Raw genomic sequence first — 25,326 nt, 5'->3', positions numbered from 1 at the left:
TTGTTGTTTAGTTTTCAAAGACCATTTTGACCATTTTTGTGTTTTTGTGGCTAAACCACATTTATAAATGATACCAGCAAACTTTGGATTTGTCAACTACCATTTTTTATTTTTGTTCCTGCAAGGCACTTGTTGTTTGCGGAACATTTGATACTATACCACAGTCAACTTTGACTTCTCAATCATTAAAATATACCTTATTTTTATATATTTCGTATTTTTACCTACTTTATCTTCTAATATCTCTCTATATTACTTGATTACACAAATATTATTACTTCATTCATGATTTATTTACAGTCTTTCAATCAGTTCATGGTGCGCAATATAGAGAGAAAGGGAGACGATGCTCATCATGCATTCGTCTCCCAGGCGTAACCCAAACAAATTCGTATCCTTATTGTAAATTACTCATACTTTAGTGCATTAGAAACTTGATGTTATTTTATCGATGTGACCATTATAGGCGTCCTTAGTTGTCTTCTCTAGGCCGCATAGTGGGGAAAAGGATGACGTCACGGATGGACGGCGAATCGGTCAAGAGCATCACCAGTCGGTCGATACCGATTCCTAGTCCACCTGTGGGGGGAAGGCCGTACTCTAAAGCCTGGACAAAATCCTCATCCATCATATGGGCTTCATCGTCACCTTTAGCCCGTTCAGACACTTGGGCTTCAAAACGTTGTCTTTGATCGATAGGATCATTTAATTCCGAGAAAGCATTCCCTAATTCTCGGCCGTAAGCAAAGGCTTCAAAACGGTCCGTATACTCAGGGTGCTCGGCGTTTCTCTTGGCTAAGGGAGAAATCTCCACTGGATGACCAATAACAAAAGTCGGCTGTATTAGATTGGGCTCGACAAATTCCTCAAAGAACTCGTTAATGATCTTACCACGTGAACTTCCCGGTTCAACCTTAAGGCCTTTTTCCTTAGCTGCCTGTTGTGCTTCTTCATCCGTATGAATCTGGCCAAAGTCCACTCCCGCATACTCTAAGATTCCATCGAGCATGGGCAAACGACGCCAGGGTGTCTTGAAATCGATCACTTGGCCTTGGTAGGTAACTTCGGTGGTTCCATGAACTTCTTTGGCAATGGTAGAAATCATGTTCTCAGTGAGCTCCATGATATCCTCAAAATTTGCGTAAGCCTGATAGAGCTCCATCATCGTGAACTCCGGATTATGCTTAATAGAAATCCCTTCATTGCGGAAGTTTCTTCCTATTTCAAATACCTTATCAAAGCCTCCGACAATTAATCGCTTTAAGGGAAGCTCCAAAGCAATGCGCAGATAAAGATCTATATCTAAAGTATTGTGATGAGTGATAAAGGGACGGGCTGCTGCCCCACCCGGAATAGTATGGAGAGTAGGTGTCTCCACTTCTAAGAAGCCTTGGCCTTCCAAGAAGTTTCTCATAGTCCGGATAATCTTGCTTCTCATAACAAAGACATTGCGGACTTCCGGATTCATAATGAGATCTACATACCGTTGACGATAACGGAGTTCAACATTGGTTAAACCGTGAAATTTCTCCGGCAGGGGACGCATGGATTTGGATAAAATCTGAACCTCAGTGGCATGCACTGAGATCTCTCCACGCCGTGTCCGGAACGCAGTACCTTTGACGCCAATGATGTCACCGATGTCAAACTTAGAAATCAGCTCAAACCACTCTTCACCTATATCATCTTTGCGGATATAAGCTTGAATCTGGCCGCTAAAATCTTGTATATGAGTAAATATCACTTTACCTTGGTCTCTTTTGGACATCATACGGCCGGCAATCTTGACCACTTGACCCTCGAGGGTATCGAATCCATCCAGAATCTCTTGGGCCATATGAGTTCTCTGATACCGATCCGCATAGGGCTCTACTCCATATTCTCTTAACTGATCCAGCTTGTCCAAGCGAACCCGCCAGAGATCATTTACTTCATCCATTAATCATACCTCCAACAGTAATTCCTTTAACAATTTTACCAAAACTCAATAACATTAAACAACATACTTAGCTAAAAAGTTCTATAATAAATATCCAATATCCAAAGGTATTTTTAATATTTCATTCTCATAGTGAAACAAAGTGTCGGCAAGAATTCTTGCCGACCTTTTGTCAGGATACCACCTGAGTAGTTTCAATCAATTATCGAATATCCACAATCTCATAGTGCAGAATGCCTGCGGGAACGTTGATTTCCACAACCGTTCCTTTCGCTTGTCCCAGAACTGCCTTTCCTACAGGAGATTCATTGGAGATCTTATTGGAGCCCGGATCCGCTTCTGCGGAGCCGACGATGGTATATTCCTCTTCCTCACCAAAATCCTTATCTCTCAGAACAACGGTAGTCCCAAGAGCGACGAATTCGCTACCCTCTAAATCATCAATGACCCGAGCATTCCTTAGCATTTTTTCCAAAGTAATAATACGGCCTTCAATAAAAGCTTGTTCGTTTTTGGCGTCATCATACTCTGAGTTTTCGCTGATATCTCCAAACTCGATGGCCTGTTTGATGCGTTCAGCCACTTCTCGACGTTTTACCGTCTTCAGAGTTTCTAATTCATCTTCTAATTTCTTCAATCCTTCGATGGTCAGAATTACTTCCTTTTCGGCCATTCAATATCGCTCCCTTTTCTCATCCTACGCATGGCGCTTTTTCCGCGCTTCATTTAAATAAATTAGGGCTTTACTGCCATAATATGTAAACCCCGCTATTTGCATTACTCGTATTATATGTTCACTTCAAAATAATGTCAAGGATTCCGCGATGTACCTATCATACGAATACGCTCTAATATTCTTCCTGAAACTATTAATGTTATGCATTTTCTTGCAAAATCCTTTGGAATAGATTCTTCATTTCTAAGGACGTTTTAGTCTGCATAATATGGTCACGCAGCTGTGCGGCATTGCGGATCCCTTTAATATACCAGACAGCATGCTTACGCATTTCGTTAAGGCCAACCCGTTCTCCTTTATAGCTCAGCACACGATCAAAATGTTCCATAGCACCTTTGATTTTCTGCTCTAAGGAAGGCTGTTCAAGTAAAGCGCCATGATTCAAAAACGAATCAATCTGCGGAATAAGCCAGGGGTTGCCAAGACTTCCCCGGCCCACCATAACCCCATCACAGCCCGTTTCTTCCAAAACTTTCTTAGCTTCCTGGGGGGAAAAAATATCCCCATTGGCTATAACCGGGATGCTTACTCCCTCTTTAACCTTCTTTATCCAATCCCGATTGGCAGTCCCTGCGTAAAATTGCTCCCGGGTTCGACCATGGACGCTGACCATCTGAACACCTACAGCTTCCACCCGCTTGGCCAACTCCGGAGCAACAATCGCATCTGCAGTCCAGCCAAGACGCATTTTGACCGTCACCGGAACCTCCACCGCCTTCACAACGGCTTCAGCAATGCGCTGAGCTAAGGGAAGGTCCTGCAACAATGCTGAACCTTCCCCGTTTTTGACGATTTTAGGCGTTGGACATCCCATATTAATATCAATAATCTCAGCATCCCGCTCCACCGCTAAAGCCGCCGCCTTTGCCATGACTTCAGGCTCTGAGCCGAATATCTGAACAATGCGCGGGGAAACCTCCCCGGAAAGATCCAACATCTCCAAGGTCCGCGAGTTCATATAGGTTAATGCTTTATCGCTGATCATCTCTGTCCAGACATGACGCCCCCCCACGGAACGAACAGTCTCCCGAAAAGCCTTGTCCGTAACACCGGCCATAGGGGCTAGAAAAGCGGGGATACCCAGCTCAAATTTTCCTAAACGCATAGTTCTCCAATCTACCAATCAGGGCTGTTGGTTACAATTTTTTTCATAAATTAATAATAAGCCTTCTAATGTTAAAAAGGGGTCCACGATTTCAATTTCCTGAGAATCCTCTTGGATCAATTCCGCTAAACCGCCTGTGGCAATGACGCGGGTTTCTCGCCCTAACTCTTGCTTCATCAACGTCACGATCCGATCCACTTGTCCGGTATAGCCATAGTATATCCCTGACTGCATCCCCGCTACCGTATTTTTGGCAATGACGCTTTTCGGTCTGACAATTTCAATACGGGGCAATTTAGAGGCCCGTTGGAACAAAGCTTCCGTAGAAATTCCTATCCCCGGAGCAATGGCTCCACCCAGATACTCCCCTCGCTTTGATATCGCACAGAAAGTCGTGGCCGTACCGAAATCGACAATGACTAAGGGGCCCCCATATTTGTGATAGGCAGCCACAGCATTGACAATACGGTCGGCTCCCACCTCACGAGGGTTATCGTAGACGATGGGCATACCGGTCTTCACTCCCGGTCCGATGACCAGGGGCTCCACATCAAAGTACTTGCGCGCCAGCGATTCAAGGGTAGGCATGACCGGAGGAACCACGGAGGACATCACTACGGCTTTAATCCGGGACATATCGAGTCCATTAAGATCAAAAAGATTCTTAATAATCACTGCATACTCATCCACTGTACGGGATTTATCTGTAGAAATCCGCCAATGGTAAATTAATTCTTTTTGGTCGTATACACCAAGGACAATATTGGTGTTTCCCACATCAAATACAAGAATCATAGTTATTCTCCTTAGTTTACAATTAGATCTTTCAGCGATTACTGTTTATAAAAATTACTCCGGACTATACTGCTCCTCCGCTCTGAGGCTCACTTCTCCTGAAGAAAAGGTTATCTCCTGCCCTTCCTGGTCAAGGACAAGTTCCCCATTTTCTCTAATCCCTTTAAAAATTCCCCCGTAGGAGATCCCTGCCTTTTCTATCCGCACAGGCCGATTGATACCTACCGCAAAAGAGGTCCAACGTTGGATAAGACCTTGGACATCGCCCTGCTCTAAAGACTGAACTTCCTTTTCCAGATTAAAAAGCAACTCAGCTGTCAGGTGATTCAGATTAACCTCATGGCCCAAGATATCCTGCAAGGTTATAGCGGGTATCTTAGGACTAAGTGTCTGGCCAGAGAAATTGGCATTGACCCCAATCCCCAGGATAAGGGTCTGTACCGTATTCCACTCTCCGGCAACTTCGCCAAGGATTCCAGCAATTTTTCTTCCCTGTATCACTATATCATTAGGCCATTTAATCCTGACTTCTAATCTATAAAGATCCTGCAGAGTTTGAGCCAAAGCCACCCCCGCACTCAGAGTAAGCTTAGCCGCGTCCCCCAAGCTCAGCCTGGGTTTAAGCAACAGACTCAACCAAAGCCCTCCATCTGGGGACTCCCATACCCTCTGCATCCGTCCATGACCTATTGTCTGACGCTTGGCGATAACCACCGTCCCATGCTCTCCCCCTTGACGCGCCATGTCCTTGATTCGGTCATTGGTGGAGGGCAATTCTTCAAAGAGAAAAAGCTGCCTGCCCAGAGCCTGAGTCCTGAGCTCCTGCTGCAGAGCCCATAGATCTATGGCGCAAGGTATCTTAACGAGGCGATACCCTTTCTTGGTCTGGCCCTCTATCTCATATCCCGCTTCCTTTAATCCCTGAATCTGCTTCCAGACCGCCGCTCGGGTGATACTGAGGGCTTGGCTGATACTCTCACCGGAAACAAATTCTTCTCTCTGTTGGTTCTTTAAGATATCCAGAATCTTATTTCGCACAGTTCTCTTCCTTTTCCCAATGCTCCTTGGTTGAAGCCTTAATATCTCCAATATCCAAGGAAAAGTCCATGGCTTTCACCGAATGGGTGATCGCTCCCATAGAAATAACATCCACCCCAGTTTCAGCCACAGCACGAAGGTCGTCTTTCTTGATGCCACCGGAAGCTTCCACCACAGCTCTGCCTTGAACTATCTCCACCGCTTTACGCATGGTTTCTAAATCCATATTATCCAACATAATGACTTCAGCGCCGACAGCCACTGCTTCTTCCACTTGCTCAAGACTTTCACATTCCACTTCTATCTTAACCATATGTCCGATTCTGCTGCGGGCTGCTTCCACTGCAGAGCGGATGCCTCCGGCAGCCGCAATATGATTATCCTTCAACATTACGGCATCATACAGACCGAAGCGATGATTCTGTCCACCACCCATACCCACGGCGTATTTTTGCAGCATTCTCAGGCCCGGTATGGTCTTGCGGGTATCTGTAATGCGAGCGGACAGCCCATGACATTCCTTTACTGCCTCATAAGTCGCAGTAGCCACTCCGGAAAGTTGCTGCAAAAAATTTAAAGCAGTACGCTCCGCACTCAAAATAGAGCCGACGGCACCGGCGATCTCCATAACAACAGTTCCACGCTCAACCTTTTCCCCGTCTGTTTTTATAATGGACACTTCAAGTTGAGGATCCACTGCCTTAAAGACCTGCTTTGTTATTTCCAATCCACAAACAATTCCCGTTTGCTTGGCATAGATCTTGGCATAAGTCTTAGAGGTTCTGGGGAAAATGGCAGAACTTAAATCCCCCGTTCCCAAATCCTCCTGTAAAGCCCGTTCAATCAACTCTTGATACTGGAATGGTGCAAACATCATAGCCCTCCTTTGTTTGAATGGAATGTTTTAAATCCTTTGTATGGGTTTCAGGATAATCCCAACGGTAATGTCCCCCTCGGCTCTCTTCACGTGCCAAAGCAGCCCGAGCTACACAATGACCGATCGCCAGGAGATTTTTTAATTCTAACTGAGCGATCTCCCTTTCAGGTATAAAGGTCCTGTCCCAGTCCCCTATAAGCTTAATGGCCTTCTTCAAGCCTTCTTCTTCTCGGATAATACCCACATATTCCCACATCAGCTCTTGAAGTTCCTCACGTTTAAGTTGATTTCTTAAATATCCCGGACAGGATTCATCTTTTTCTGTATGGATATCACTAAGCTGAGGGTCCATGAGTCCCTTAGACCGGGCCGTATTCACAATATCTTCCACGATACGCCCCCCAAAGACGAGACCATCCAGCAAAGAATTGCTGGCCAACCGATTTGCCCCATGGACACCATTGCAAGCGCATTCCCCACTGGCATAAAGATTGGGGAGGCTTGTCCTTCCCATTTCGTCCGTGCGGACTCCACCCATCATATAGTGTGCGGCAGGTGCCACAGGAAGTCGATCCTCCAGGACATTGATCCCGTAATCCAAGCAGGTCTGATAAATCATGGGGAAACGTTGCTTCACTTTTTCTAAACCTATAGGCCGGAAATCCAAATATACCTCACCCTTAGCCTGCTCTCTCCAGATCTCTCTTGCTACCACATCCCGTGGCGCTAACTCTTTTCCGGAGATATCTTCCATAAAACGTTCTCCTCGAACATTCAGGAGGTGAGCTCCTTCTCCCCGAACGGCTTCTGAGATTAAAAACCGAGGTGCACCCGGAATAAAAAGAGCTGTGGGGTGAAATTGGACAAACTCCATATCCATTAACTGTGCTCCTGCCCGATAAGCCGCTGCCATGCCATCCCCTGTAGCCACTTCGGGGTTGGTAGTATAACAGTAGAGCTGGCCTAACCCCCCTGTAGCCAAAACCACAGCTTGGGCCAAATAAATCTCCAACTCTTGGGTTTTACCATTGAGACTGAGTACCCCGATGACTTCACCCTTTTGGTTTTTTAAGAGATCCAGTAGGAATTGCTCTTCTTTAACGAGAATCCGCTCTTCCCCAAGAGCCTGGGCAATCAGAGTCCGTTCGATTTCTTCCCCCGTAGCATCTCCATTGGCATGGAGAATCCTTCTGCGACTGTGGGCGGCCTCCTGAGTAAAAGCCAGCTTGCCGTTTTTTCTGTCAAAATGGGCTCCCATCCGAATCAACTCTTCGACCCGCAAAGGACCATCTTCCACCAAAACCCGAACGGAATCGGATTCGCATAATCCTGCACCTGCATAGAGAGTATCCTCGTAATGCAAAGAGGGAGAATCCTCTTGGTCTAAAGCTACAGCGATCCCCCCTTGAGCATGCTTAGTGTTGCTCTCCGGAATCCCCTTCTTGGTCAGCACAGTGACCTCAAAATACTCGCTGGCCTTAAGAGCTGTGTATAAGCCTGCTATTCCGCTTCCGAGAACCAACACTCCTGTCGAATAAATACGACATTCCTCAGCGCGCCAAGGCACCAAATATCTTCTCATGGTTATCCTCCTACCCCTATCCTACCCGTACTATCTTTTTCCTCTATTCTTATCGTTCCCTGAGTCCTACGATAATCCTCCTAATACATGCGACCCGAAAATAACCCCAGAAAAAAGCTAAAAAAACCCGCAAGCGTAGCTTTGCGCACAAGAGCGAGAGGATTTAGCGGAAGGGCGGTCGGGTCAACGAGGCTTTCTTAACGTAGCGGGCCACCGGTTCACATGCAGAAAGCAGCGGGGTTTGGCGGAGCTGTTAAGAAAGCGAGTTGACCAGTCCTGGAGCTATGGAGTGAGCGTTGTGCGTAAAGCTACATGATCCGGCCAACACGTTTCATTCAAGCCATCAGCTTTGTGGATTCTAAGACTCTCGTCCGTGTATCTCCTCATGGGCAATCTTCACCGGATTATTCCCTTCATCCACGAAGATAACCTTCGGTTCATAGGCCCGGGCTGCCTCATCAGTGAAAATCCCATAAGAAATAATAATCACCTCATCCCCCACTTGAACTAAGCGGGCTGCAGCCCCATTCAGACATATGGTACGCTCTCCTCTCTTTCCAGGAATAACATAAGTCTCTAAGCGGGCTCCGTTATTATTATTTACAACCTGAACTTTTTCATTAGGAAGGATATCCGCAGCCTCCAGGAGTTCTTCATCAATGGTAATGCTTCCTACATATTTAAGATTGGCTTCAGTGACTGTGGCCCTATGAATCTTGGACTTCATCATGGTTCGGAACATTTACATCTCCTCCAAAACTTTATTATCAATCAGGCGGGTTGAACCAAAGCGCACGGCTAAGGCGATGAGTACTTTTCCTTCGATCTGTTCTACCCGGCGCAGGTTTTCCGCCGAACGAATCTCTACATAATCAATTTCTCCAGAACTTTCATTTCTAATCAATTCCTTAATTCTCTCTTCGATGCTCTGAGCGGAACGATCTCCCTGACGGATCCAGTTCTCTGCCTTCCCAAGGCTCCTCTGCAACACAAGTGCTTCCGCCCGTTGCTCAGGACTTAAGTAAATATTTCTTGAACTCAAGGCCAACCCATCTTTTTCTCTGACAATGGGTACCCCTATGACTTCAATAGGAAAATTCAGATCCATCACCATTTGACGTATGATTAAGTACTGCTGATAATCTTTTTGACCGAAATAGGCGCGATCCGGCTGAACAATATGGAAGAGTTTGCTGACCACCGTAGTCACACCACGAAAATGACCCGGTCGGGAAGCTCCGCAGAGGCTGTCTCCCAGCTCATTTACTTCCACATGGGTGAGATTCTTTGACGGATACATCTCTTCGACTTCAGGATTAAAAATTAAATGTACCCCAGCCCCTTCGGCCTTCTGGGCATCCCGTTCCAAATCCCGGGGATAGCGGGCAAAATCCTCGTTAGGACCAAATTGCAGCGGATTGACAAAAATACTCATCACCACAAAAGCACCGCTTTTCTTAGCCTCTTCCACCAAAGTCAAATGCCCTTCATGCAAATACCCCATGGTGGGCACCAAGGCTATGCTTCTTCCCTGGCTTCGTTGCTCTTTGATGATTTCCCGGACTTCAGAGATTTTTTTACAGATGATCATGATTCATTCGTCCCTTTCTCAATCTAAGTGCTGAAAATCTATTTCATTAGCCTATTCATTTCTTCCCATACTTCTTTAGAATAAGCCCCCCCGTTAAACTCCATCTTTTTTTGCCCGATGTCCAAGGTATAGAGGCCCAAGGCTCGGTATACGGGGTCGATCTTCACCGGCATGTGCTCCAGATGTCCCCGAATCACATCCACATCCCCCCGGGCTATAGGGCCGGTAAGTGCCTGGGGAAGCCCTACATTTTCTAAGTTCTGCAGAGCGCCCTTCATTAGTGGAAGCAAGCTTTCCAAAGCTTCTTGTTTAGTAATGCCCGCTTCCTCAAATAATTGAACGGCCAGGCTCACCAGGGTTACCAGGTAATTGGAAGCCACTACGGCCCCGGCATGGTAGAGGGGCTTTTGCTGAGGATCCAATCGGTGAGGGATTCCTCCTAACTGAGTTACAATCTCGAAGCCGATTTCATCCGCATCCCCTTCAATCCCAAAGTGAGTTCCTGGAATAAGCTCCACTGCCTGATCAATCCCGGCGAAAGCTTGCAAAGGGTGAAGGGATAGATAGTGTATCGGTAAATCCTTATCCACTTGCATGACACGAGAGCTTACAGAACCTGAACAATGAATCCAAATTTGCCCTTCTTTATAGAGTTTCCCCTGAGTCAATTCCTCAGCGGCTATGCGAATCAACCCATCCTGTGTCGTAATAAAGAGAAGATCTGCTTCAGGGATCCATTCCTCCAGCGGACGCTTCTCCCAATGAAGATAGGTGCAAAACCTCTCATAAGATCGCTGGCTGCGAGAGTGTACTCCTATCAAATTGTGTCCCGCTTCCCTCAAACGAATAGCGATGGCCGTCCCTACAATTCCTGCACCAATTATTCCGAAATTCATTTTAACCTCCCCTAACCCGAAAAAATCCCACCGTCTGCTAATGTAAAAAAGCACCCCACAAACGTGAAGGTGCTATGCTATGCCTTGCTTTCCTTCTCCGTCTCGGTCATAACGATCCAAGCGGTATTCTTAAAAGCCAATTCAATCGATTCTTACTATACTATAAACCTATGAGCTCCTTAGGCCCTGAACATCCTTCCCCAGTACAATTCCTTTAGATATTGTCCGGTTTACTCAGATTCCAGTTGCCATACCTCTCCATCTCCGCTAACTTCTGTAACCCTTCTTCCTGAAGGAAGAATATAGTGGGGAGCAATCTCTCGTAAGGGTGCCAGAACGAACTCCCGCTCTTCCATACGAGGATGAGGAAGAATAAGCCGATGATCTTCCCATACCTTATTATCATAATTTAAGAGGTCAATGTCAATGGTTCTTGGCCCCCAACGTATAAGTCTTTCTCTCCCGAGGGATTTTTCAATCTCCTGACAAAGATCCAACAAGTCCAAAGGTGATAAGGACGTCTCAATCTCCAGCACTTGATTCCAAAAATCCGGTTGATCCACATTGCCCCAGGGCTTAGTTTCGTAGGTGCCGGACTTTTTGATGATCTTAACTTCCGGATGAGTCGCCAATTCTTGGCAGCTCTGCAGCAAATAATACCCCCGGTCCCCCATATTGCTTCCGATACTCAAATATGCTCTCACCGGTTTTTCTCCCTATAAATTTCTACAAAGGCTTCATCAAAAATCCCCGGAATAGGGGCTTGAGGCTTATGAATGACGACACGCACCCCTTCACAAGGGAATTCACCAAGAACCTCCTCGGCGATTCGCTCCGCTAATCGTTCAATAAGATGGTATTTTTCCATCTTGACAATGGTTTTTATACGAGCGTAAACCTCAGCATAATTGATGGTATCCTCCACTTGATCGGATTGTCCCGCCTTGCTTAAATCGGCATAAAGATCAATATCCACTATAAAGGTCTGGCCGAGGATCTTTTCCTCACGGAGCACCCCGTGGTAGGCAAAAAACTTTAACCCTCGTAAAGCGATTCGATCACGCGCCACTAAAGTTCTCTCCTCTCTTGCGACGATAGATGGCATCCGCCATCTGTACCGCTCTCTTATTGGCCTGCACATCATGAACCCGAAGAATATCCACTCCAGCGGCTACACCTACCACACTGGTGGCAAGGGTTCCTTCCAACCGTTCCTCCATGGGGAGGTTCAGGGTTTGACCAATCATGGATTTCCGGGACGTTCCCAAGAGTATGGGGTGCCCTAAAGACCGGAACTCCCCTAAACGACTCATGATTTCCAGATCGATATCCAGGCTCTTGCCGAAGGCTGTTCCGCCAATGCCCGGATCGATGATAATCTGGTCACCAGTTAGCCCCTGTTCTTCAGCAAGATGAATGCTCTTTTTTAAGAAGGCCATCATATCCCCCATGACATGGTGGTAGCTGTTCCCTTCTTGGTTATGCATGACAATCACCGGCGCCTGATATTTACCTGCAACCTCCGCCATTTTAAGGTCCTTTTGCAATCCCCAGATATCATTAATCATATGTACCCCAGCGTCCAGTGCCTTCTCCGCCACTTCCGACTTATACGTATCCACGGAGATCGGAATAGAAAGCCGTGGCAATAAAGCCTTGATGACTGCCTCCAGGCGATTCCATTCTTCTTCGGCACTGACCGGATCATGTTTTAAGCGGGTGGACTCTGCTCCGATATCCAGAATATCTGCCCCCTGCTCAACCAAAGCTTCAGCTTGTTTGATGGCATGTTCAAAGGTATTAAATTTTCCTCCATCTGAGAAGGAGTCCGGCGTCAGGTTGAGTATTCCCATAATCAGGGTCCGCTCACCCAGCACAATTTCCTTCCCGCGACAGGAGAGAACCCTTTGCTTAGGAGGTTCCAGGGCTTCAAGAAGGCTTTTTAAGCTCTTGCCCAAATCTTTTAAGCCAAAGGGTTGAGCCGCCAGCTTCTGACTGAGCCGGCGAAAATGTTTCGTCGTCCCCACCAGCAGAATATCGGTCGCTTCAATCTTATTGACAATGACATTACGATGAACTGCTGCGTCCCCTCCCAGAGAAAGCATTTCCTGCTTAATGATATGGGCCGCTGGCAAGGGCACATTCTCAAGCTTGAGAGCTCTCCCAATAGGCTTACCAACCATATGGGCAATTCCCCCTGGGTCGGAACCGATGTGTTGCATAGCCTTTTTAGCTTCCATTTCGTTGTTCAGGTCAATCCAGCGCAGGGAATAATCTTTCATACATATATGACCTCCTTGTTGGAACCTTAAGTTTTAGATTAGAATGTCCTCCATTGCCTTAGTATATTTATAACATGCGGCCTTACTAGGGCAGCTCTTACAATCCCTTGCCCAATCATCGGCTAAAGCCAGGGCTTGCCCAAGGATACTGCTTGTCTTATCCGGATGGAGACGATGTTCTGAAATCCCTATGACAATTCTCTCAATCTCCGCATCCGTGAACCCGCAATCCCTGAGAATAGGCCTTGCCAACCGAGCGCCCGCCAGCGCATGGTCTTCCTGGCTTTCATATTCCACCCACCGGCCGATATCGTGCAAAATCCCCGCCGCATAGATGCTTTCCTTACCTACGCCATAACTCTCTTCCAACCTGATATTGGCATTATTTGTCCCGGCCTCAGAAAGACTGCCCCTGTCTTCTATGTATTTCTCTAAAAGATAAATGTAGGCAATTCTCGCTACTGCGAGGCCATGATCCGAGCCATGACGGCAGTACACTCGCTCCGCTTCAGCTTGTTTATTTTTGTCCGAAAACTCTTCATAACTCCTATGTTGAAGAATCCGGTTCACCCGAGGCATGGAGATCATGCCGGTACTCCTCCTGTCCAAGACTATCTTCTATAATCTGATTATACCTTTCCCACTTCCACTGTAAAACATTAAACTTAACAACCAAGGGGTTTTATAAAAAGCTTATCCGGGTCGGGTAGCTTTACGCACATCGCTCACTCAATAGCTCCAGAGCTGGTTAACTCGCTTTCTTAACAGCTACGCCAAACCTCTGGGCAATACCTGATGTGAACCGGTGGCTCCGCTATGTTAAGAAAGCCTCGTTAACCCGACCGCCCTTCCGCTAAAGCCGTTCGCTCTTGTGCGTAAAGCTACGCTCACGGATTTTCTTTTCGACTCTTTTCTGGGGTCTTTTTTTAAAGTAACCATCCATGCCGCGGGGTGGCATCAGCAGCATGAAAACGGCTCGGGTCAGGTAGCTTGTCCGACATCCGCGCCACTCAAGCCCGAAAAGCAGCCTAAGGATTTTGCTTTAAGGCAGAGAACGGATTCTAAGCGAGCAGGTAAGCAATCTTCGCGAAAAGACTGCAGCGGAGTCGGGTTGGAAACAGGACGTTTCCAACCGCCCATTGAGAACAAGTGCGAAAGCAGTGCTTTCGAGGAGCGATTTGGGCACGAAAGCCGAATAAGGGTTTCGCCCAAGCCGCCACAGAGACTACTTAGCGGCGCAGGTGGACCCGGCGCAGCGGAGGTCTTGAGCGATTAGATTGCTCCGCGCAGCTTATAGAGTGAACGCCGAAAGCAAAATCCTGGAGAATCAGCTTTCGAGAAGCCGATGCCTAACGAAAATAAGCCCCAGAAAATTTCTTCCTGGGGCAAAGCCAGATGACTTATTTTAGAAGAGACCAGTAATGCGCCCTTCAGCGTCAATATCCATTCTTAAGGCAGCAGGACGCTTAGGGAGTCCGGGCATAGTCATAATAGCACCGGTAATGGCTACAAGGAATCCGGCACCCGCGGATAGACGGAGCTCACGGACTGTAATGGTAAAGCCTGTTGGACGGCCAAGAACATTCTGATCATCGGTTAAGGAATACTGGGTCTTAGCCATACAAATGGGTAATTGACCATAACCTAATTCATCATATTTCTTCATGGAGGTTAAGGCCTCTTTAGTGAAGTTCACACCATCGGCACCATAAACCTCTTTACATATGGTCTCGATCTTCTTAGCGATAGGCTGATCCAATTCATAGAGAACATGGAAATTGGATTCTTTATTATCAACAATATCGATAACCGCTTTTGCCAGTTCTATACCGCCTTCTCCGCCTTTTGTGAAGACTTCCGATAAGGCAAACTCAGCCCCCAGCTGGCGGCAACGTTCTGCTACAAACTCTAATTCTGCCTCGGTATCGGTGGGGAAGCGATTGATAGCCACTACAGCAGGCACACCAAATTTGCCGATATTCTCAATATGCTTTTCAAGGTTCACGATTCCTTTTGCTAAAGCTTCCAGATTCTCAGGCCCTAAATCTTCCTTAGCGACTCCACCATTCATCTTAAGAGCGCGGACTGTCGCTACGATGACGGTTGCCGCCGGCTTCAGCTCGGCGAAGCGGCATTTCAGATCGTAGAATTTCTCAGCGCCAAGATCAGCACCGAATCCAGCTTCAGTAATGACATAATCAGCAAGCTTCATTGCCATTTTGGTGGCTACGACGCTGTTACAGCCGTGAGCAATATTTGCAAAGGGACCTCCATGAATAAATACAGGAGTGTTCTCCAGAGTTTGAACTAAATTGGGTTTAATAGCATCTTTCATGAGCAGAGCCATAGAACCTTCAGCTTCCAGATCATGAGCAGTAACCGCCTTGCCGTCATAGGTGTAAGCTACCACAATCCGGCCAAAGCGCTCTTTCAGATCCATAAGATCCTTGGCTAAGCAGAGAATCGCCATAATTTCGGAAGCCACTGTGATATCAAAGCCGTTTTCCCGAGGAATTCCTTCAGTACGACCACCTAAGCCAATCACAATTTTGCGTAAAGCCCTGTCATTCATATCCATAACCCGACGGAATACAATTTGACGAGGGTCGATGTTTAAAAGATTGCCTTGTTGAATATGGTTATCTAAAAGTGCTGCCAACAAATTATGAGTCGAAGTAATGGCGTGGAAATCACCTGTAAAGTGGAGATTGATATCCTCCATCGGCACAACTTGAGCATATCCGCCGCCTGCAGCCCCACCCTTAACACCAAAGCAAGGGCCCAGGGAAGGTTCACGCAATGCAATCATGGCTTTCTTGCCAATCTTAGACATAGCTTGTCCTAAGCCAACTGTTGTCGTTGTTTTTCCCTCACCGGCAGGGGTAGGATTAATGGCAGTCACTAAGATGAGTTTACCATCGGGTTGATCCTTAAGGCGTTCCCAAGCACTGAAATTGACCTTGGCTTTGTATTTGCCATAAAGCTCAATCTCATCCTCCAGAAGATCCAATCCCTGAGCGACCTCCGTAATCGGTTTCATCGTCGCCTCTTGTGCAATTTCGATATCGGTTTTCAATTAAAATTCACTCCTTTTTCCACTCTTTCTTCTCGGACTATGAAAGTCCCTTTTCCAAATCCTTGAAAACTCCAGTCCAATTATACTAATTCGGCGAGAATATAAGATTCCCTGCTTGGATGCTAATAAATTTTTTGAAAATTATAAAATTTCCCCATTGGAAAAAGAACTTTTTATAGAACTAGGATTAAGGGTTTTTTACAGGAGATACTCCTTTATAGGAAGGAATTTGAACGGTTTTTCTGGACACGCTGACACTCATCCCTAAGCGTTTCAAATCTGGGGCTTCCAACTTTGTGAAATAATCCAGGAGTTGATCCTGATTCCCACTGGCGAGGATTTCATAGGGGACTCCTTCCGTTCGAGTGAAGGGAACTTGATTAATAAGTTTGGTGGTCCCGCTGTAAACGATGGAGGTTGAGGCAACAATCCGCTGACCGTTAATGCTAATCGCTTCCGCTCCAGCAAACTTTAGGGTATTGATTATTTTGAGCAAATCATCGTTGCTCAGAGGAAACACCACTTTATGCTCCTGCTGCCGGTCATCAATGGTAATCATGATCCCCGGACCTTGGACATTCACCGTACCGTCCATCATCCGATAGCGGTCCAACTCGGCGAGAAGGGCCGGACTGGTTCCTCCTTGGGTACGGGCTTGTTCCAACTGGGTTGTTAAGGCTGCGTGCTGCTCCTGAAGCAGCTTGTTTTCCTCTTGAGCTTCTGCCAGGAAATCTCTGGCGGAAGCGGCTCTTTGTGCTTGGAGCTTCTCCAGTTCGACTACGCTTTTCTGAGTCTGCATCTGCAATGTGAGTAAGAATCCCAAGACTAAGGCCACCAAAGTCAAGGGTATGGCCAGGGTACGCTTCTTCATTATTTCGCCTCCTTCATAGGTTCAGAATAGCGAAATTGCTGAGTCTTACCTGCCGGTATGACAAGGGGCTCCGTTGGCACCTCAAGTTTTCTTGTGATTCCATATTGTTGCTGATATTCACCTAAGCGGTCCCAGAAGTAAAAGTTCAAGGCCGACTGCAAATAGTTTACATCTCCTACAGCTTCAATCACATAGGGAGGCATTTGACGGGTCTGGCCAATCTGAATGAAGGCCCCGCTGCAAAAAATTTCCGTGCTGCCAATAATCCGCTGCCCATTGACCGCGATAGCTTCAGCCCCGCCGCTCCAGAGCGAGTTGATAATCTGGCGGATGTACTCTTCGTGAATCAGGTAATAATTGATATCCTCGTTATTAATATCCCGATTCGGTGCATCGTCCAGAGTAATTCGTATACCGGGTCCGGTGACCTTTGTCAGCCCGGCATTGCGTTTCGCTGTTTCCAGTTGTTCGAGAACTACTTTAGAGGCATTCTGGCCTTCTTGGAATTTAGCCAACTCTTCTTTAAGCTTCGTAATATCATTTTTTAATTGTTCGTTTTCTTGGCCGGTCTGAATCAATGAAGCTAGGGTTGTATCTGTTCTCGCAGTGGATCCTGTAGCCCCTGTCGCTTTCAGCAAGGATATGAATAAAATACCTAAGATAAGGCTTGCCACCGTAAGGATCATTTTGCCGTTTTTCGGCAAGTTCATGGTTAATACACCTCTAACTCTTATCAAGAATATATTTTCTTAAAAAGGACACCGAAATCGGTGTCCTTTTTAATTCGCTCTATTTATCACTGAACTAACCCGCCCTAATGCTCCGCCTCTATAGGCGGCGGGGCCCAAGGGCGGTTAAGTCCAGTATGGACTCGACTAACTTTAAGTGGGGGACGAATCCCCCCACTTAAAGAAGTCTCGTTCAATCGCTAAGCCACTCTTCGCCAGCTTTACGATATTCACAAAGTTCTTCGGGTTTAAAATAGAGGGCAATCTCCCGCCCTGCACTGGCCACGGAATCCGAGCCATGGATTACATTGCGGCTGATATCCATGCCAAAGCTTCCGCGAATAGAGCCGGGATTGGCATTGGCAGGGTTGGTAGCTCCCATAAGCTCCCGAGCAAGAGCCACTACATTTTTACCTTCCCAAACCATAGCCACTACCGGAGAAGACATAATATATTGGACCGTGGGTTCAAAAAAGCTTTTCCCCTTGTGCTCAGCGTAATGTTGTTCAGCCAAGGTCTGGTCAACACTCATGAGCTTCATTCCTACCAATTTACAACCCTTTGCTTCAAAGCGTGCGATAATTTGCCCAACCAACCCGCGCTGTACAGCATCCGGCTTGAGCATGATAAAGGTCTTTTCCATAGCCATCCTCCCTAGTCAATCTTATTTTTTTCTTCTTCTAAGGTTGACCCGCTTAATCCCCCGACTTCCGTCCTACCTTCTCCCTCCACAGAGGTCTCCCTTGTGGTCGGTAAAAGATCTTCATTTTCTGTTGTATTATTTTCAGCCTCTGACGGATCTGAGACTTGTGCGGTTTCCACTGGTTTATCAAATTGGGCCATAAGTTCGGCAAATTCTTTGGCTTCAATGGTTTCTTTCTCCATCAAAGTCTGGGCGATGGCGTTGAGCTTATGCATGTTCTCCTGAATAATGGTCTGGGCCTTTAAATAGCACTCATCGATAATACGGCGTGCCTCTTTATCGATAGCATAAGCTACCGCTTCACTGTAATTGCGATCCCGGGCAATATCCCGTCCTAAGAACACTTGCCCTTCCTTTTGTCCAAAGGTAAGAGGTCCAAGCTCCTCGGACATTCCCAGCTCTGTAATCATCTTACGCACAAGACCTGTAGCCCGCTCTAAGTCATTGGAGGCTCCGGTGCTGATCTCTTGAAGAACTAAGGCCTCTGCGACCCGGCCACCTAAGAGCATAGTTACTTGATCCAATAAATGAGACTTTGTCATATAGTTGCGATCTTCCTTAGGAAGGAGCAAAGTATAACCGCCGGCCCGTCCCCGGGGAATAATGGATACCTTGTGCAAGGGATCCGTATGGGTCAGCATCTCTCCTACTAAAGCATGGCCTGCTTCATGGTAAGAAACCAATTTCTTTTCAAAGTCACTGATGACCCGGGCCTTTTTCTCCGGTCCGGCAATAACCCGCTCTACGGAATCCTCAAGAGCATTCATCTTGATCTCCTTCTCATTCCGACGAGCGGAAAGCAAGGCCGCCTCATTGACAAGATTGGCAAGGTCTGCTCCGGTAAATCCCGGTGTGCGGCGGGCTAAGACATCCAACTCTACATCACTATTCATGGGTTTACCTTTAACATGAACTTTTAAGATCTCCTCACGACCTCTGACGTCGGGAACATCCACTACCACTTGGCGGTCAAAACGTCCCGGGCGCAACAAGGCCGGGTCGAGGATATCAGGACGGTTGGTGGCAGCAATAATAATGATCCCTTCATTCCCGTTAAAACCGTCCATCTCAACGAGAAGCTGGTTCAGAGTCTGCTCCCGCTCATCATGGCCGCCCCCCAGGCCGGCACCTCTTTGACGACCTACGGCGTCGATCTCGTCAATAAAGACGATACAAGGGGCATTCTTCTTGGCTTGTTCGAATAAATCACGAACCCGGGATGCTCCCACCCCGACGAACATCTCCACAAAGTCTGAGCCACTGATACTAAAGAAGGGAACCCCAGCCTCCCCTGCCACAGCTCGGGCCAGAAGAGTTTTACCGGTTCCGGGAGGGCCAAAGAGAAGAACTCCTTTGGGAATTTTAGCTCCCAATTCATTGAACTTCTTAGGAAACTTCAGAAATTCCACAACTTCCTCAAGCTCTTCCTTCACCTCATCGGCTCCCGCCACATCGTCAAAGGTGACCTTTTTCTTTTCATCCGTAACCAGCTTAGCCCGGCTTTTCCCGAATTGCATAACCCGGTTGCCGCCTCCTTGGCTCTGCTGCATCATAAAGAAGAAAAAGCCCACGATTAAGAGAATCGGCAGTAAAGTAGTAACCAAACCGGCCCACCAAGGTGTCGTAGCCGGCGGATTGGTCCGCATGCTCACATTATGTTCGAGCATTTGCTGAGACAGAGCAGTGTCACCCGACGGACCGAGTACCACATGCTGTTGACCATCTTTGGTTTTGACTTCATAGGTATTGACATTATCATCGGTACTGATTACAACTTCCGCAACCTGATCTGTAACCACCGCATTATAGAACTTGGTGTAATCCATATCTAAGGGCTGAGTTGCCGGTGGGTTGGCCCATCTTATGAGCATAATCGCAATGAGAATAATCAGTAAATAAACCGCAGCGTTTTTGAAAAATTTCAAACGTCTGGTCCTCCCCTCTTCTGAGAAAAAAATGTCTCATTTTACAAAGACAATATTACATATTATACCACGGGAAAGCCCCTTTTACAACGAATCCGGCCCTTCTTCTTCCCTTTCCTTTTCCCAAGCTTCAAAAAGCTTATCCTTAGATGCTTTGCAACATCTCAGCGTTTAACAAGAACACCAACAGCTCCCCCTCCCTGGCGAAGGGGATAACGATCTCCCCTCTTCACTCCAGGTATCCAGAGAATCTCATTCTCCAGTGCCAGAAGAGGAATCTCCTGTCGTTGATTAGCCGGTACTTTGGCATCCTGGAAAACCTTTTTGAGGGACTTATGCCCTAATCCTGCAATCCACAGGCTGTCTCCATCCCGCCGATACCGCCATTGCAGCTTGTCACCGTTTCTTATTAAACCTTGCCCATCGAAGAAGACTTTATCCACACATTGACCTGGATAATCTTCGTCATCAGCTTCATTTTCCAAGCTGAAAAGACCAACCTGCCAATTCTGCCCCTCTCTATCCCGCCAAGGGATCCATTCACCCCAATTGGCGTCTATAGGTAAAGATGGGGATAGAATACCCGCGGATTCATTAATATATTGCCCCCAGTCCGCCCTTTGAAACCATACCCCTTGATAATCTATCTCGATTTTTAGTCCCGGCAGATCCTGGCTCCAGCCCACCTGGCCCTGAGAAGCCATAACCTGCTCTACATAGTGAAAGGCAATTCCTCGGGGTTCTCCGGAGACCAGCGTGGCAGCTCTGCGAATCAATCGGGATAACATGGCTTTGGGAAGGTCGAAGATTGTCCCCCTCAAACCCACCCTATGCTCTGTGCTAAAGATAGCAAACTTTTTCCAAGCGGCCCGGACTCCCTCTTCCAGGTATTCCTCATCCCAACGTAAAACCTCAGCCGTACGCCCTAGAGTCTCTACAATCTTAGGGTTGTATTCCCGCTGAAGTTCCGGTAACAGCTGTAAGCGGATTTTATTTCTGGCATAGATGGGCTCCTCATTAGAGCAATCTAAAGCATAAGGTAAGTTCTCATTTCGACAATATTCTAGGATATCCTCCTTAGTCACCGAAAGAAGGGGACGGATCAGCTCACCCTTTTGCGGATAAATTCCCGCCAAGCCCGCTGTACCGCTCCCCCGCAGGAGGCGGTAAAGTACGGTTTCTGCTTGATCCCCGAGATGATGAGCCGTCGCAAGCAGGGTGCAATTTTCTTTCCTCATATCTTCCTTCCAGCAGGCATACCGCCATTCACGAGCAGCGGTCTGAAAGGATTTTCCCACCGACTTAGCATATTCTTTGGAATCAAAACGATGAATAAGACAAGGGATCTCCCAATCCCTTGCCATGCTTTTTACCATCTTCTCTTCATCATCCGATTCCTCACGTACCCCATGATGGACATGAGTTATAACGAGAGTGATCTTTTGCTCCTTCATTTCCTTAACATAACGCCACAGTATGTGGGCAAGAGCCATAGAATCGGGCCCTCCCGAAACAGCCATCAAAACCCGGGAGCCGGGCACAATGAGCTGTGGCAATACCTGCTGCTTTAGTTTTTCATACAATGCCCCTGACCCTCCCTGCGGTTATTCAAAAAACGTTCTTTTTCACCACCAGGACGACTCCATCGTCCGCCATGTCATTGCCGCTCATGGCACGCGCTTCCCCCACGATAGCCTCAGCCAATTCCTGGGCGGTCTGTGGATGTTGGCGATCCAAGAACTTTTTCAACCAATCCTTCCCATCTTTTAGTATATCCTGAATTCCGTCCGTAACAAGCACTAAATACTCTTCAGAGCGTAATTTTTCTTCGATAACCGGAATCTCCACATGGTTTAATATCCCTACAGGCAGACTGGAGGACTGAAACATATGAACTTTATCCTCGCGGACAATATAGGAAGGGCAGGCACCTACTTTAATCAACGTAAGATCATCGGACTCACAATCGATGATACCGATATCCAAAGTAACAAAGCTCTCCTCCGGGGAACGCAGGACCAAAATGGAATTCAACGCCTGAATAGCACTTTCCGGTTCAAAACCTGTGGTCAGGAGCTGCTCCAAAAGATTCAAGGCTGTGGAGCTCATCTTGGCAGCCCCCTCCCCTACACCCATGCCGTCACTGACGATGAAGGCGTGCTTGGTGGGGGAAAAGGCCAATGAGGCATAATTATCTCCGGATATACTGTTCCCTTTCTTCGTAAAAGCGGCCACTCCCACATCCAAGAACTGTTTGCGCCGCCGGGCCAGACTGGCCGGTTTGACCTGCTCCACATTGTGGCGGGCATTAAGCTCCTTGGCCAAGTGGCCGATGACTTGGGAAACACTTTGGAATTGACGGGCTAAGGCTTCCTGATTAGCTGTCAGCCTGGAGCGCCAGGATTCTATGCTTTTTTCATGCTCCATAATAAACTGGACCCCCAGCAGCATTTCCTTAAGCTTCCCGCAATGACGCTTCCATTCCACAGGGAGATTCTGTACATTAATATCTTCCTCCCGTTCTACCCATTCGAACAGATTGAACAGCAGGTGGTAGGTCCGATAAAATTCACGAGTCCAGCAGGTGTCAAGGGTGGGACAATTCTTGCAGACTCGTTCCACTAAAACATTCATCAGTTCCGGAATCTCCGGTTTGGACTTTCCTACTTCAGCCTCTGCTGCCTGGGCACTGTAAGCAATTTGATCAAAAATGTCCGCTACCGTCTTCACCTTCGTCACTGTGGACTCTACTTCCGGCATGGGCTTGTCCTTCAAAAAATCGTGTTGGGAGGTTGTGCTGGGGAAAAGCAAAAAGAGCAACAGACCAATCCCCGAAGATAACAACTGTGAATAAAGCACCTCCGGCTGAAGGTAGACAGTGAACATCAGGGTAATACTCATAAAGGCGACCCCAAGCCCCAATTTTCCCAGCTTCTGAAAAGCTCCTGTACCAAAACCCGCCAGACCATAAATTCCGGCAGCCATTAGGTTCTGGGGATTAAACTCCAACTGAGGGAGAAAACCCAACATGGCTCCCACCCCAGCTGCTGCCCCTGCTCCAAAACGCTGGGCAATGAAAAGAATGAAAAAGCTCAGAACCACTACCGAGAAGTTAATCTCTTTAAACATAATGCCATGCAAGCCGCTCAACACCCCGATAAGAATGAGCAGCCAGGCCATTCCCTGTTCACGGGTAAAGCTTCCCCGCCAGAGGGCATCTTGATAACGCAAAGCAAACCAAAAAACCACCGTCAGGCCACCATTAAGGATGCCGAGTACTGCGGCTTTCATCCCCAATGAGACTTCGAATTGTCCGAAACTCAGCACCGCCAAGGCAACACCCCCCGTTACAAGGGCCGTGGAAAGCCCGAGATAAAGGCTCTCCCGTTTGTTGCCGCGAAGCCTGGGCACGAAAAGACTCAGGATGAGCAGAGTCAATAGAATCTCCAACCCGGAAGCCAAGTCCTTCAGGAACAAGGAGGTCACTCCCGCCGTCACCCCCAGCAGTCCCATGATGGTGCCTTTGCGTCCATGAAGCATTAATGCCGCTCCAAAGGCTATCCCAAAGGGGTATAACCCCAAGATACTTCCGCGGGCTATCAGCAATCCTAATAAAAAAGGCCAAAAATGTCCCTCTAAAGTCAGCTTTTCCTTGCGCAAACCCTGCTTGGGTTTCAACGTCGCCCATTCAGCCATAATCTCACCTCTTACCATATAATACCAACATTATACCTGATGACTATGGCAAAGCTTGTCTAGGGAAGGCAGGGATTTGGATTACTTTTCGACTCATTTCATGAATATCGCCTTAATCCTTGTCTTTTCACTCTCAACCTTCAGAATTCTACAACAAAAGATCCTCCGCTCATGTTCAGCATGACACCGTAATGACGGTCTAGTCCTGCTTAACAGAGCGAAGGATGCTAAAAAGACCGCCTTTCAGCGGTCATTTATTCTATAGCACCTCAAGCTTCTAGTATCGGCTTGATCCTCTTCCCCCGCGCTTTGATTCAGTGGCACGACGGAATTCCAGCTGCCGTTCATCGCTATCCTTAATAAACTTGGCTAGTTTGTCTTCAAAGGATACGGTTGGCTGGCGACGTTCCCGTGTCGTATTTCTTGGGCTCGGGTTAGCCTGTTTAATCGATAGTCCAATTTTCCCTTTTTCATCCACATGGATGACTTTGACCTTAACACGATCTTGTTCCTTCAAATAATCCCTAACATCTTTAACATATGCATCTGCAACTTCTGAGATGTGCACGAGGCCTGTGACTTTCTCGGGTAATTCCACAAAAGCACCGAAATTGGTAATTCCCGTTACTACACCCTCAACTATAGTGCCAACCGCAATGGCCATACGAAGCAAACTCCTCCTTGTGATGATTTAAGTCATTATTTTTATTATATCTGTCTGCTGAGAGGACTGTCAAGATAACAAGTCCTGAACAGCTTTACATTTTATACAAAACCCTGGGGTATTTTATTCCATTTTAGGTGCAATACGAATCTCACCCTTACGGACTAAACCTAATTGCTCCCTTGCCAGCTGTTCGATATAACTGGGGGTGTTCAATCGCAGAATTTCTTCCTCAAGGAGTTTTTGTTGCTGAAGTAAATTCTCCTTCTCCTGATTAAGCTGGGCAACGCTCTGATTAACTTCTTTACGGAGTTCGTAAAGCTGATAAGCAGAGCTCAATAATACAAAAAAGGCAAACAAGACAACAAGCGCGGATAGAGGCCGGAAACGGCGCTTTCTGGTCTTGGGGCGGGACTCTTTAATTGTCGGATTCATCTTCGTCAAAATCAAACCCTCCTAGACCTAATTCAGCCTCCGGAATAATACACACAATCTCATAGCCCTTCCCCTTAGCCCGATTAAGCAAGGTTGCTACGGAGCTGGGACTGAGATGCAATTTCTTGGCAATCTGTTCCTGAGACTTTCCGCTTTCCTTTAAGATAACGGCTTGACGTTCCCTAAAGCTCAGCTTCTCCAAACCCCGAATTTCTAAATGCACAACATACACCTGTCTTATGCAAATTATGTCATCTCTATATCCATTCCCACAAGTTATCCACAAGTTGTGCTTAACTTGTGGACAAAATATGGACAAACTGCGGACAAAGACACTACAAACTGTGGACATCTTCTATTATACAGATGCCCACCCCTTTAATCAAT

General features: G+C 47.1%; 25 protein-coding genes. 1 reads left to right on the top strand and 24 read right to left on the bottom strand.

What is annotated here, in order from left to right:
- Positions 1 to 472: 472 nt before the first annotated feature.
- The 14 genes from lysS to DESDE_RS00580 all read right to left on the bottom strand — a co-directional run bounded on the left by lysS (position 473) and on the right by DESDE_RS00580 (position 13,429).
- The gene (lysS, locus tag DESDE_RS00645) at positions 473 to 1,939 is read right to left on the bottom strand and encodes a lysine--tRNA ligase (RefSeq protein WP_014792122.1); all 1,467 of its coding nucleotides are present in this window, start codon (positions 1,937 to 1,939) and stop codon (positions 473 to 475) included.
- 202 nt (positions 1,940 to 2,141) lie between these two features.
- Positions 2,142 to 2,612: a transcription elongation factor GreA gene (gene greA / locus DESDE_RS00640; RefSeq protein WP_014792121.1), complete on the bottom strand. Its 471-nt coding sequence runs from the start codon at positions 2,610 to 2,612 to the stop codon at positions 2,142 to 2,144.
- 202 nt (positions 2,613 to 2,814) lie between these two features.
- A complete protein-coding gene (gene dusB / locus DESDE_RS00635; RefSeq protein ID WP_014792120.1) occupies positions 2,815 to 3,780 on the bottom strand; it encodes a tRNA dihydrouridine synthase DusB in 966 nt (321 codons plus the stop codon).
- Between the two features lie 18 nt (positions 3,781 to 3,798).
- Positions 3,799 to 4,575 (bottom strand): type III pantothenate kinase, encoded by a 777-nt coding sequence (locus tag DESDE_RS00630; protein WP_014792119.1) that lies wholly within the window; start codon positions 4,573 to 4,575, stop codon positions 3,799 to 3,801.
- A gap of 54 nt (positions 4,576 to 4,629) precedes the next feature.
- The gene (locus DESDE_RS00625) at positions 4,630 to 5,613 is read right to left on the bottom strand and encodes a biotin--[acetyl-CoA-carboxylase] ligase (protein WP_014792118.1); all 984 of its coding nucleotides are present in this window, start codon (positions 5,611 to 5,613) and stop codon (positions 4,630 to 4,632) included.
- Positions 5,603 to 6,487: a carboxylating nicotinate-nucleotide diphosphorylase gene (nadC, locus tag DESDE_RS00620; protein ID WP_014792117.1), complete on the bottom strand. Its 885-nt coding sequence runs from the start codon at positions 6,485 to 6,487 to the stop codon at positions 5,603 to 5,605. The genes DESDE_RS00625 and nadC overlap by 11 nt, the downstream gene beginning before the upstream one ends.
- Positions 6,453 to 8,072, bottom strand: a complete 1,620-nt coding sequence (nadB, locus tag DESDE_RS00615) for an L-aspartate oxidase (RefSeq protein ID WP_014792116.1) — start codon at positions 8,070 to 8,072, stop codon at positions 6,453 to 6,455. Before nadB ends, nadC begins: the two co-directional genes overlap by 35 nt.
- Positions 8,073 to 8,430: 358 nt before the next feature.
- The gene (gene panD / locus DESDE_RS00610; RefSeq protein WP_014792115.1) at positions 8,431 to 8,814 is read right to left on the bottom strand and encodes an aspartate 1-decarboxylase; all 384 of its coding nucleotides are present in this window, start codon (positions 8,812 to 8,814) and stop codon (positions 8,431 to 8,433) included.
- Positions 8,815 to 9,663 (bottom strand): pantoate--beta-alanine ligase, encoded by an 849-nt coding sequence (gene panC / locus DESDE_RS00605; protein ID WP_014792114.1) that lies wholly within the window; start codon positions 9,661 to 9,663, stop codon positions 8,815 to 8,817.
- Between the two features lie 38 nt (positions 9,664 to 9,701).
- Positions 9,702 to 10,559, bottom strand: coding sequence for a Rossmann-like and DUF2520 domain-containing protein (locus DESDE_RS00600; protein ID WP_014792113.1), 858 nt, complete (start codon positions 10,557 to 10,559; stop codon positions 9,702 to 9,704).
- A gap of 230 nt (positions 10,560 to 10,789) precedes the next feature.
- Positions 10,790 to 11,263, bottom strand: coding sequence for a 2-amino-4-hydroxy-6-hydroxymethyldihydropteridine diphosphokinase (folK, locus tag DESDE_RS00595; RefSeq protein WP_014792112.1), 474 nt, complete (start codon positions 11,261 to 11,263; stop codon positions 10,790 to 10,792).
- Positions 11,260 to 11,628, bottom strand: a complete 369-nt coding sequence (folB, locus tag DESDE_RS00590) for a dihydroneopterin aldolase (RefSeq protein ID WP_014792111.1) — start codon at positions 11,626 to 11,628, stop codon at positions 11,260 to 11,262. Before folB ends, folK begins: the two co-directional genes overlap by 4 nt.
- Positions 11,618 to 12,841, bottom strand: a complete 1,224-nt coding sequence (folP, locus tag DESDE_RS00585; RefSeq protein ID WP_014792110.1) for a dihydropteroate synthase — start codon at positions 12,839 to 12,841, stop codon at positions 11,618 to 11,620. The genes folB and folP overlap by 11 nt, the downstream gene beginning before the upstream one ends.
- Before the next feature lie 33 nt (positions 12,842 to 12,874).
- Positions 12,875 to 13,429 carry an HD domain-containing protein gene (locus DESDE_RS00580; RefSeq protein ID WP_014792109.1) on the bottom strand — a complete coding sequence of 185 codons (555 nt, stop codon included), beginning with the start codon at positions 13,427 to 13,429 and terminating at the stop codon, positions 12,875 to 12,877.
- Positions 13,430 to 13,712: 283 nt separating this feature from the next.
- Between DESDE_RS00580 and DESDE_RS22290 the strand changes: the two genes are divergently transcribed.
- Positions 13,713 to 14,117: a hypothetical protein gene (locus tag DESDE_RS22290; RefSeq protein ID WP_050981773.1), complete on the top strand. Its 405-nt coding sequence runs from the start codon at positions 13,713 to 13,715 to the stop codon at positions 14,115 to 14,117.
- Positions 14,118 to 14,246: 129 nt separating this feature from the next.
- Here the strand turns inward: DESDE_RS22290 and DESDE_RS00570 are convergent, their stop codons facing one another.
- The 10 genes from DESDE_RS00570 to DESDE_RS00525 all read right to left on the bottom strand — a co-directional run bounded on the left by DESDE_RS00570 (position 14,247) and on the right by DESDE_RS00525 (position 25,162).
- The gene (locus DESDE_RS00570; protein WP_014792108.1) at positions 14,247 to 15,917 is read right to left on the bottom strand and encodes a formate--tetrahydrofolate ligase; all 1,671 of its coding nucleotides are present in this window, start codon (positions 15,915 to 15,917) and stop codon (positions 14,247 to 14,249) included.
- 187 nt (positions 15,918 to 16,104) lie between these two features.
- The gene (locus DESDE_RS00565) at positions 16,105 to 16,788 is read right to left on the bottom strand and encodes a DUF881 domain-containing protein (protein ID WP_014792107.1); all 684 of its coding nucleotides are present in this window, start codon (positions 16,786 to 16,788) and stop codon (positions 16,105 to 16,107) included.
- A complete protein-coding gene (locus tag DESDE_RS00560; protein WP_014792106.1) occupies positions 16,788 to 17,498 on the bottom strand; it encodes a DUF881 domain-containing protein in 711 nt (236 codons plus the stop codon). Before DESDE_RS00560 ends, DESDE_RS00565 begins: the two co-directional genes overlap by 1 nt.
- A 211-nt stretch (positions 17,499 to 17,709) precedes the next feature.
- Positions 17,710 to 18,159 carry a nucleoside-diphosphate kinase gene (gene ndk / locus DESDE_RS00555; protein WP_014792105.1) on the bottom strand — a complete coding sequence of 150 codons (450 nt, stop codon included), beginning with the start codon at positions 18,157 to 18,159 and terminating at the stop codon, positions 17,710 to 17,712.
- 11 nt (positions 18,160 to 18,170) lie between these two features.
- Entirely contained in the window at positions 18,171 to 20,144 is a 1,974-nt protein-coding gene (ftsH, locus tag DESDE_RS00550; protein ID WP_014792104.1) for an ATP-dependent zinc metalloprotease FtsH, read from the bottom strand.
- Positions 20,145 to 20,308: 164 nt separating this feature from the next.
- The gene (tilS, locus tag DESDE_RS00545; protein WP_014792103.1) at positions 20,309 to 21,727 is read right to left on the bottom strand and encodes a tRNA lysidine(34) synthetase TilS; all 1,419 of its coding nucleotides are present in this window, start codon (positions 21,725 to 21,727) and stop codon (positions 20,309 to 20,311) included.
- Between the two features lie 25 nt (positions 21,728 to 21,752).
- Complete coding sequence (locus tag DESDE_RS00540) at positions 21,753 to 23,858, bottom strand: SpoIIE family protein phosphatase (RefSeq protein ID WP_172637573.1); 2,106 nt, start codon at positions 23,856 to 23,858, stop codon at positions 21,753 to 21,755.
- Between the two features lie 259 nt (positions 23,859 to 24,117).
- Positions 24,118 to 24,504 (bottom strand): S1 RNA-binding domain-containing protein, encoded by a 387-nt coding sequence (locus DESDE_RS00535; RefSeq protein WP_014792101.1) that lies wholly within the window; start codon positions 24,502 to 24,504, stop codon positions 24,118 to 24,120.
- A gap of 123 nt (positions 24,505 to 24,627) precedes the next feature.
- Entirely contained in the window at positions 24,628 to 24,939 is a 312-nt protein-coding gene (locus DESDE_RS00530; RefSeq protein WP_019849135.1) for an FtsB family cell division protein, read from the bottom strand.
- The gene (locus DESDE_RS00525; protein ID WP_014792099.1) at positions 24,923 to 25,162 is read right to left on the bottom strand and encodes a sigma factor-like helix-turn-helix DNA-binding protein; all 240 of its coding nucleotides are present in this window, start codon (positions 25,160 to 25,162) and stop codon (positions 24,923 to 24,925) included. The genes DESDE_RS00530 and DESDE_RS00525 overlap by 17 nt, the downstream gene beginning before the upstream one ends.
- Positions 25,163 to 25,326 lie beyond the last annotated feature (164 nt).

Origin of the sequence: Desulfitobacterium dehalogenans ATCC 51507, from assembly GCF_000243155.2 — a bacterium.
Classification (GTDB): domain Bacteria; phylum Bacillota; class Desulfitobacteriia; order Desulfitobacteriales; family Desulfitobacteriaceae; genus Desulfitobacterium; species Desulfitobacterium dehalogenans.
This window is presented reverse-complemented; position numbering and strand designations above follow the sequence as displayed.

Bases quoted from the DNA above. Each gene is read 5' to 3' on its own strand.
- panC (WP_014792114.1), bottom strand. From the start codon at position 9,663: ATGATCATCTGTAAAAAAATCTCTGAAGTCCGGGAAATCATCAAAGAG.
- DESDE_RS00600 (WP_014792113.1), bottom strand. From the start codon at position 10,559: ATGAATTTCGGAATAATTGGTGCAGGAATTGTAGGGACGGCCATCGCT.
- DESDE_RS00540 (WP_172637573.1), bottom strand. From the start codon at position 23,858: ATGGTAAGAGGTGAGATTATGGCTGAATGGGCGACGTTGAAACCCAAG.
- DESDE_RS00535 (WP_014792101.1), bottom strand. From the start codon at position 24,504: ATGGCCATTGCGGTTGGCACTATAGTTGAGGGTGTAGTAACGGGAATT.
- DESDE_RS00530 (WP_019849135.1), bottom strand. From the start codon at position 24,939: ATGAATCCGACAATTAAAGAGTCCCGCCCCAAGACCAGAAAGCGCCGT.
- nadC (WP_014792117.1), bottom strand. From the start codon at position 6,487: ATGTTTGCACCATTCCAGTATCAAGAGTTGATTGAACGGGCTTTACAG.
- lysS (WP_014792122.1), bottom strand. From the start codon at position 1,939: ATGGATGAAGTAAATGATCTCTGGCGGGTTCGCTTGGACAAGCTGGAT.
- panD (WP_014792115.1), bottom strand. From the start codon at position 8,814: ATGTTCCGAACCATGATGAAGTCCAAGATTCATAGGGCCACAGTCACT.
- DESDE_RS00580 (WP_014792109.1), bottom strand. From the start codon at position 13,429: ATGATCTCCATGCCTCGGGTGAACCGGATTCTTCAACATAGGAGTTAT.
- DESDE_RS00560 (WP_014792106.1), bottom strand. From the start codon at position 17,498: ATGAACTTGCCGAAAAACGGCAAAATGATCCTTACGGTGGCAAGCCTT.
- DESDE_RS00565 (WP_014792107.1), bottom strand. From the start codon at position 16,788: ATGAAGAAGCGTACCCTGGCCATACCCTTGACTTTGGTGGCCTTAGTC.
- nadB (WP_014792116.1), bottom strand. From the start codon at position 8,072: ATGAGAAGATATTTGGTGCCTTGGCGCGCTGAGGAATGTCGTATTTAT.
- dusB (WP_014792120.1), bottom strand. From the start codon at position 3,780: ATGCGTTTAGGAAAATTTGAGCTGGGTATCCCCGCTTTTCTAGCCCCT.
- DESDE_RS00630 (WP_014792119.1), bottom strand. From the start codon at position 4,575: ATGATTCTTGTATTTGATGTGGGAAACACCAATATTGTCCTTGGTGTA.
- ndk (WP_014792105.1), bottom strand. From the start codon at position 18,159: ATGGAAAAGACCTTTATCATGCTCAAGCCGGATGCTGTACAGCGCGGG.
- folP (WP_014792110.1), bottom strand. From the start codon at position 12,841: ATGAAAGATTATTCCCTGCGCTGGATTGACCTGAACAACGAAATGGAA.
- greA (WP_014792121.1), bottom strand. From the start codon at position 2,612: ATGGCCGAAAAGGAAGTAATTCTGACCATCGAAGGATTGAAGAAATTA.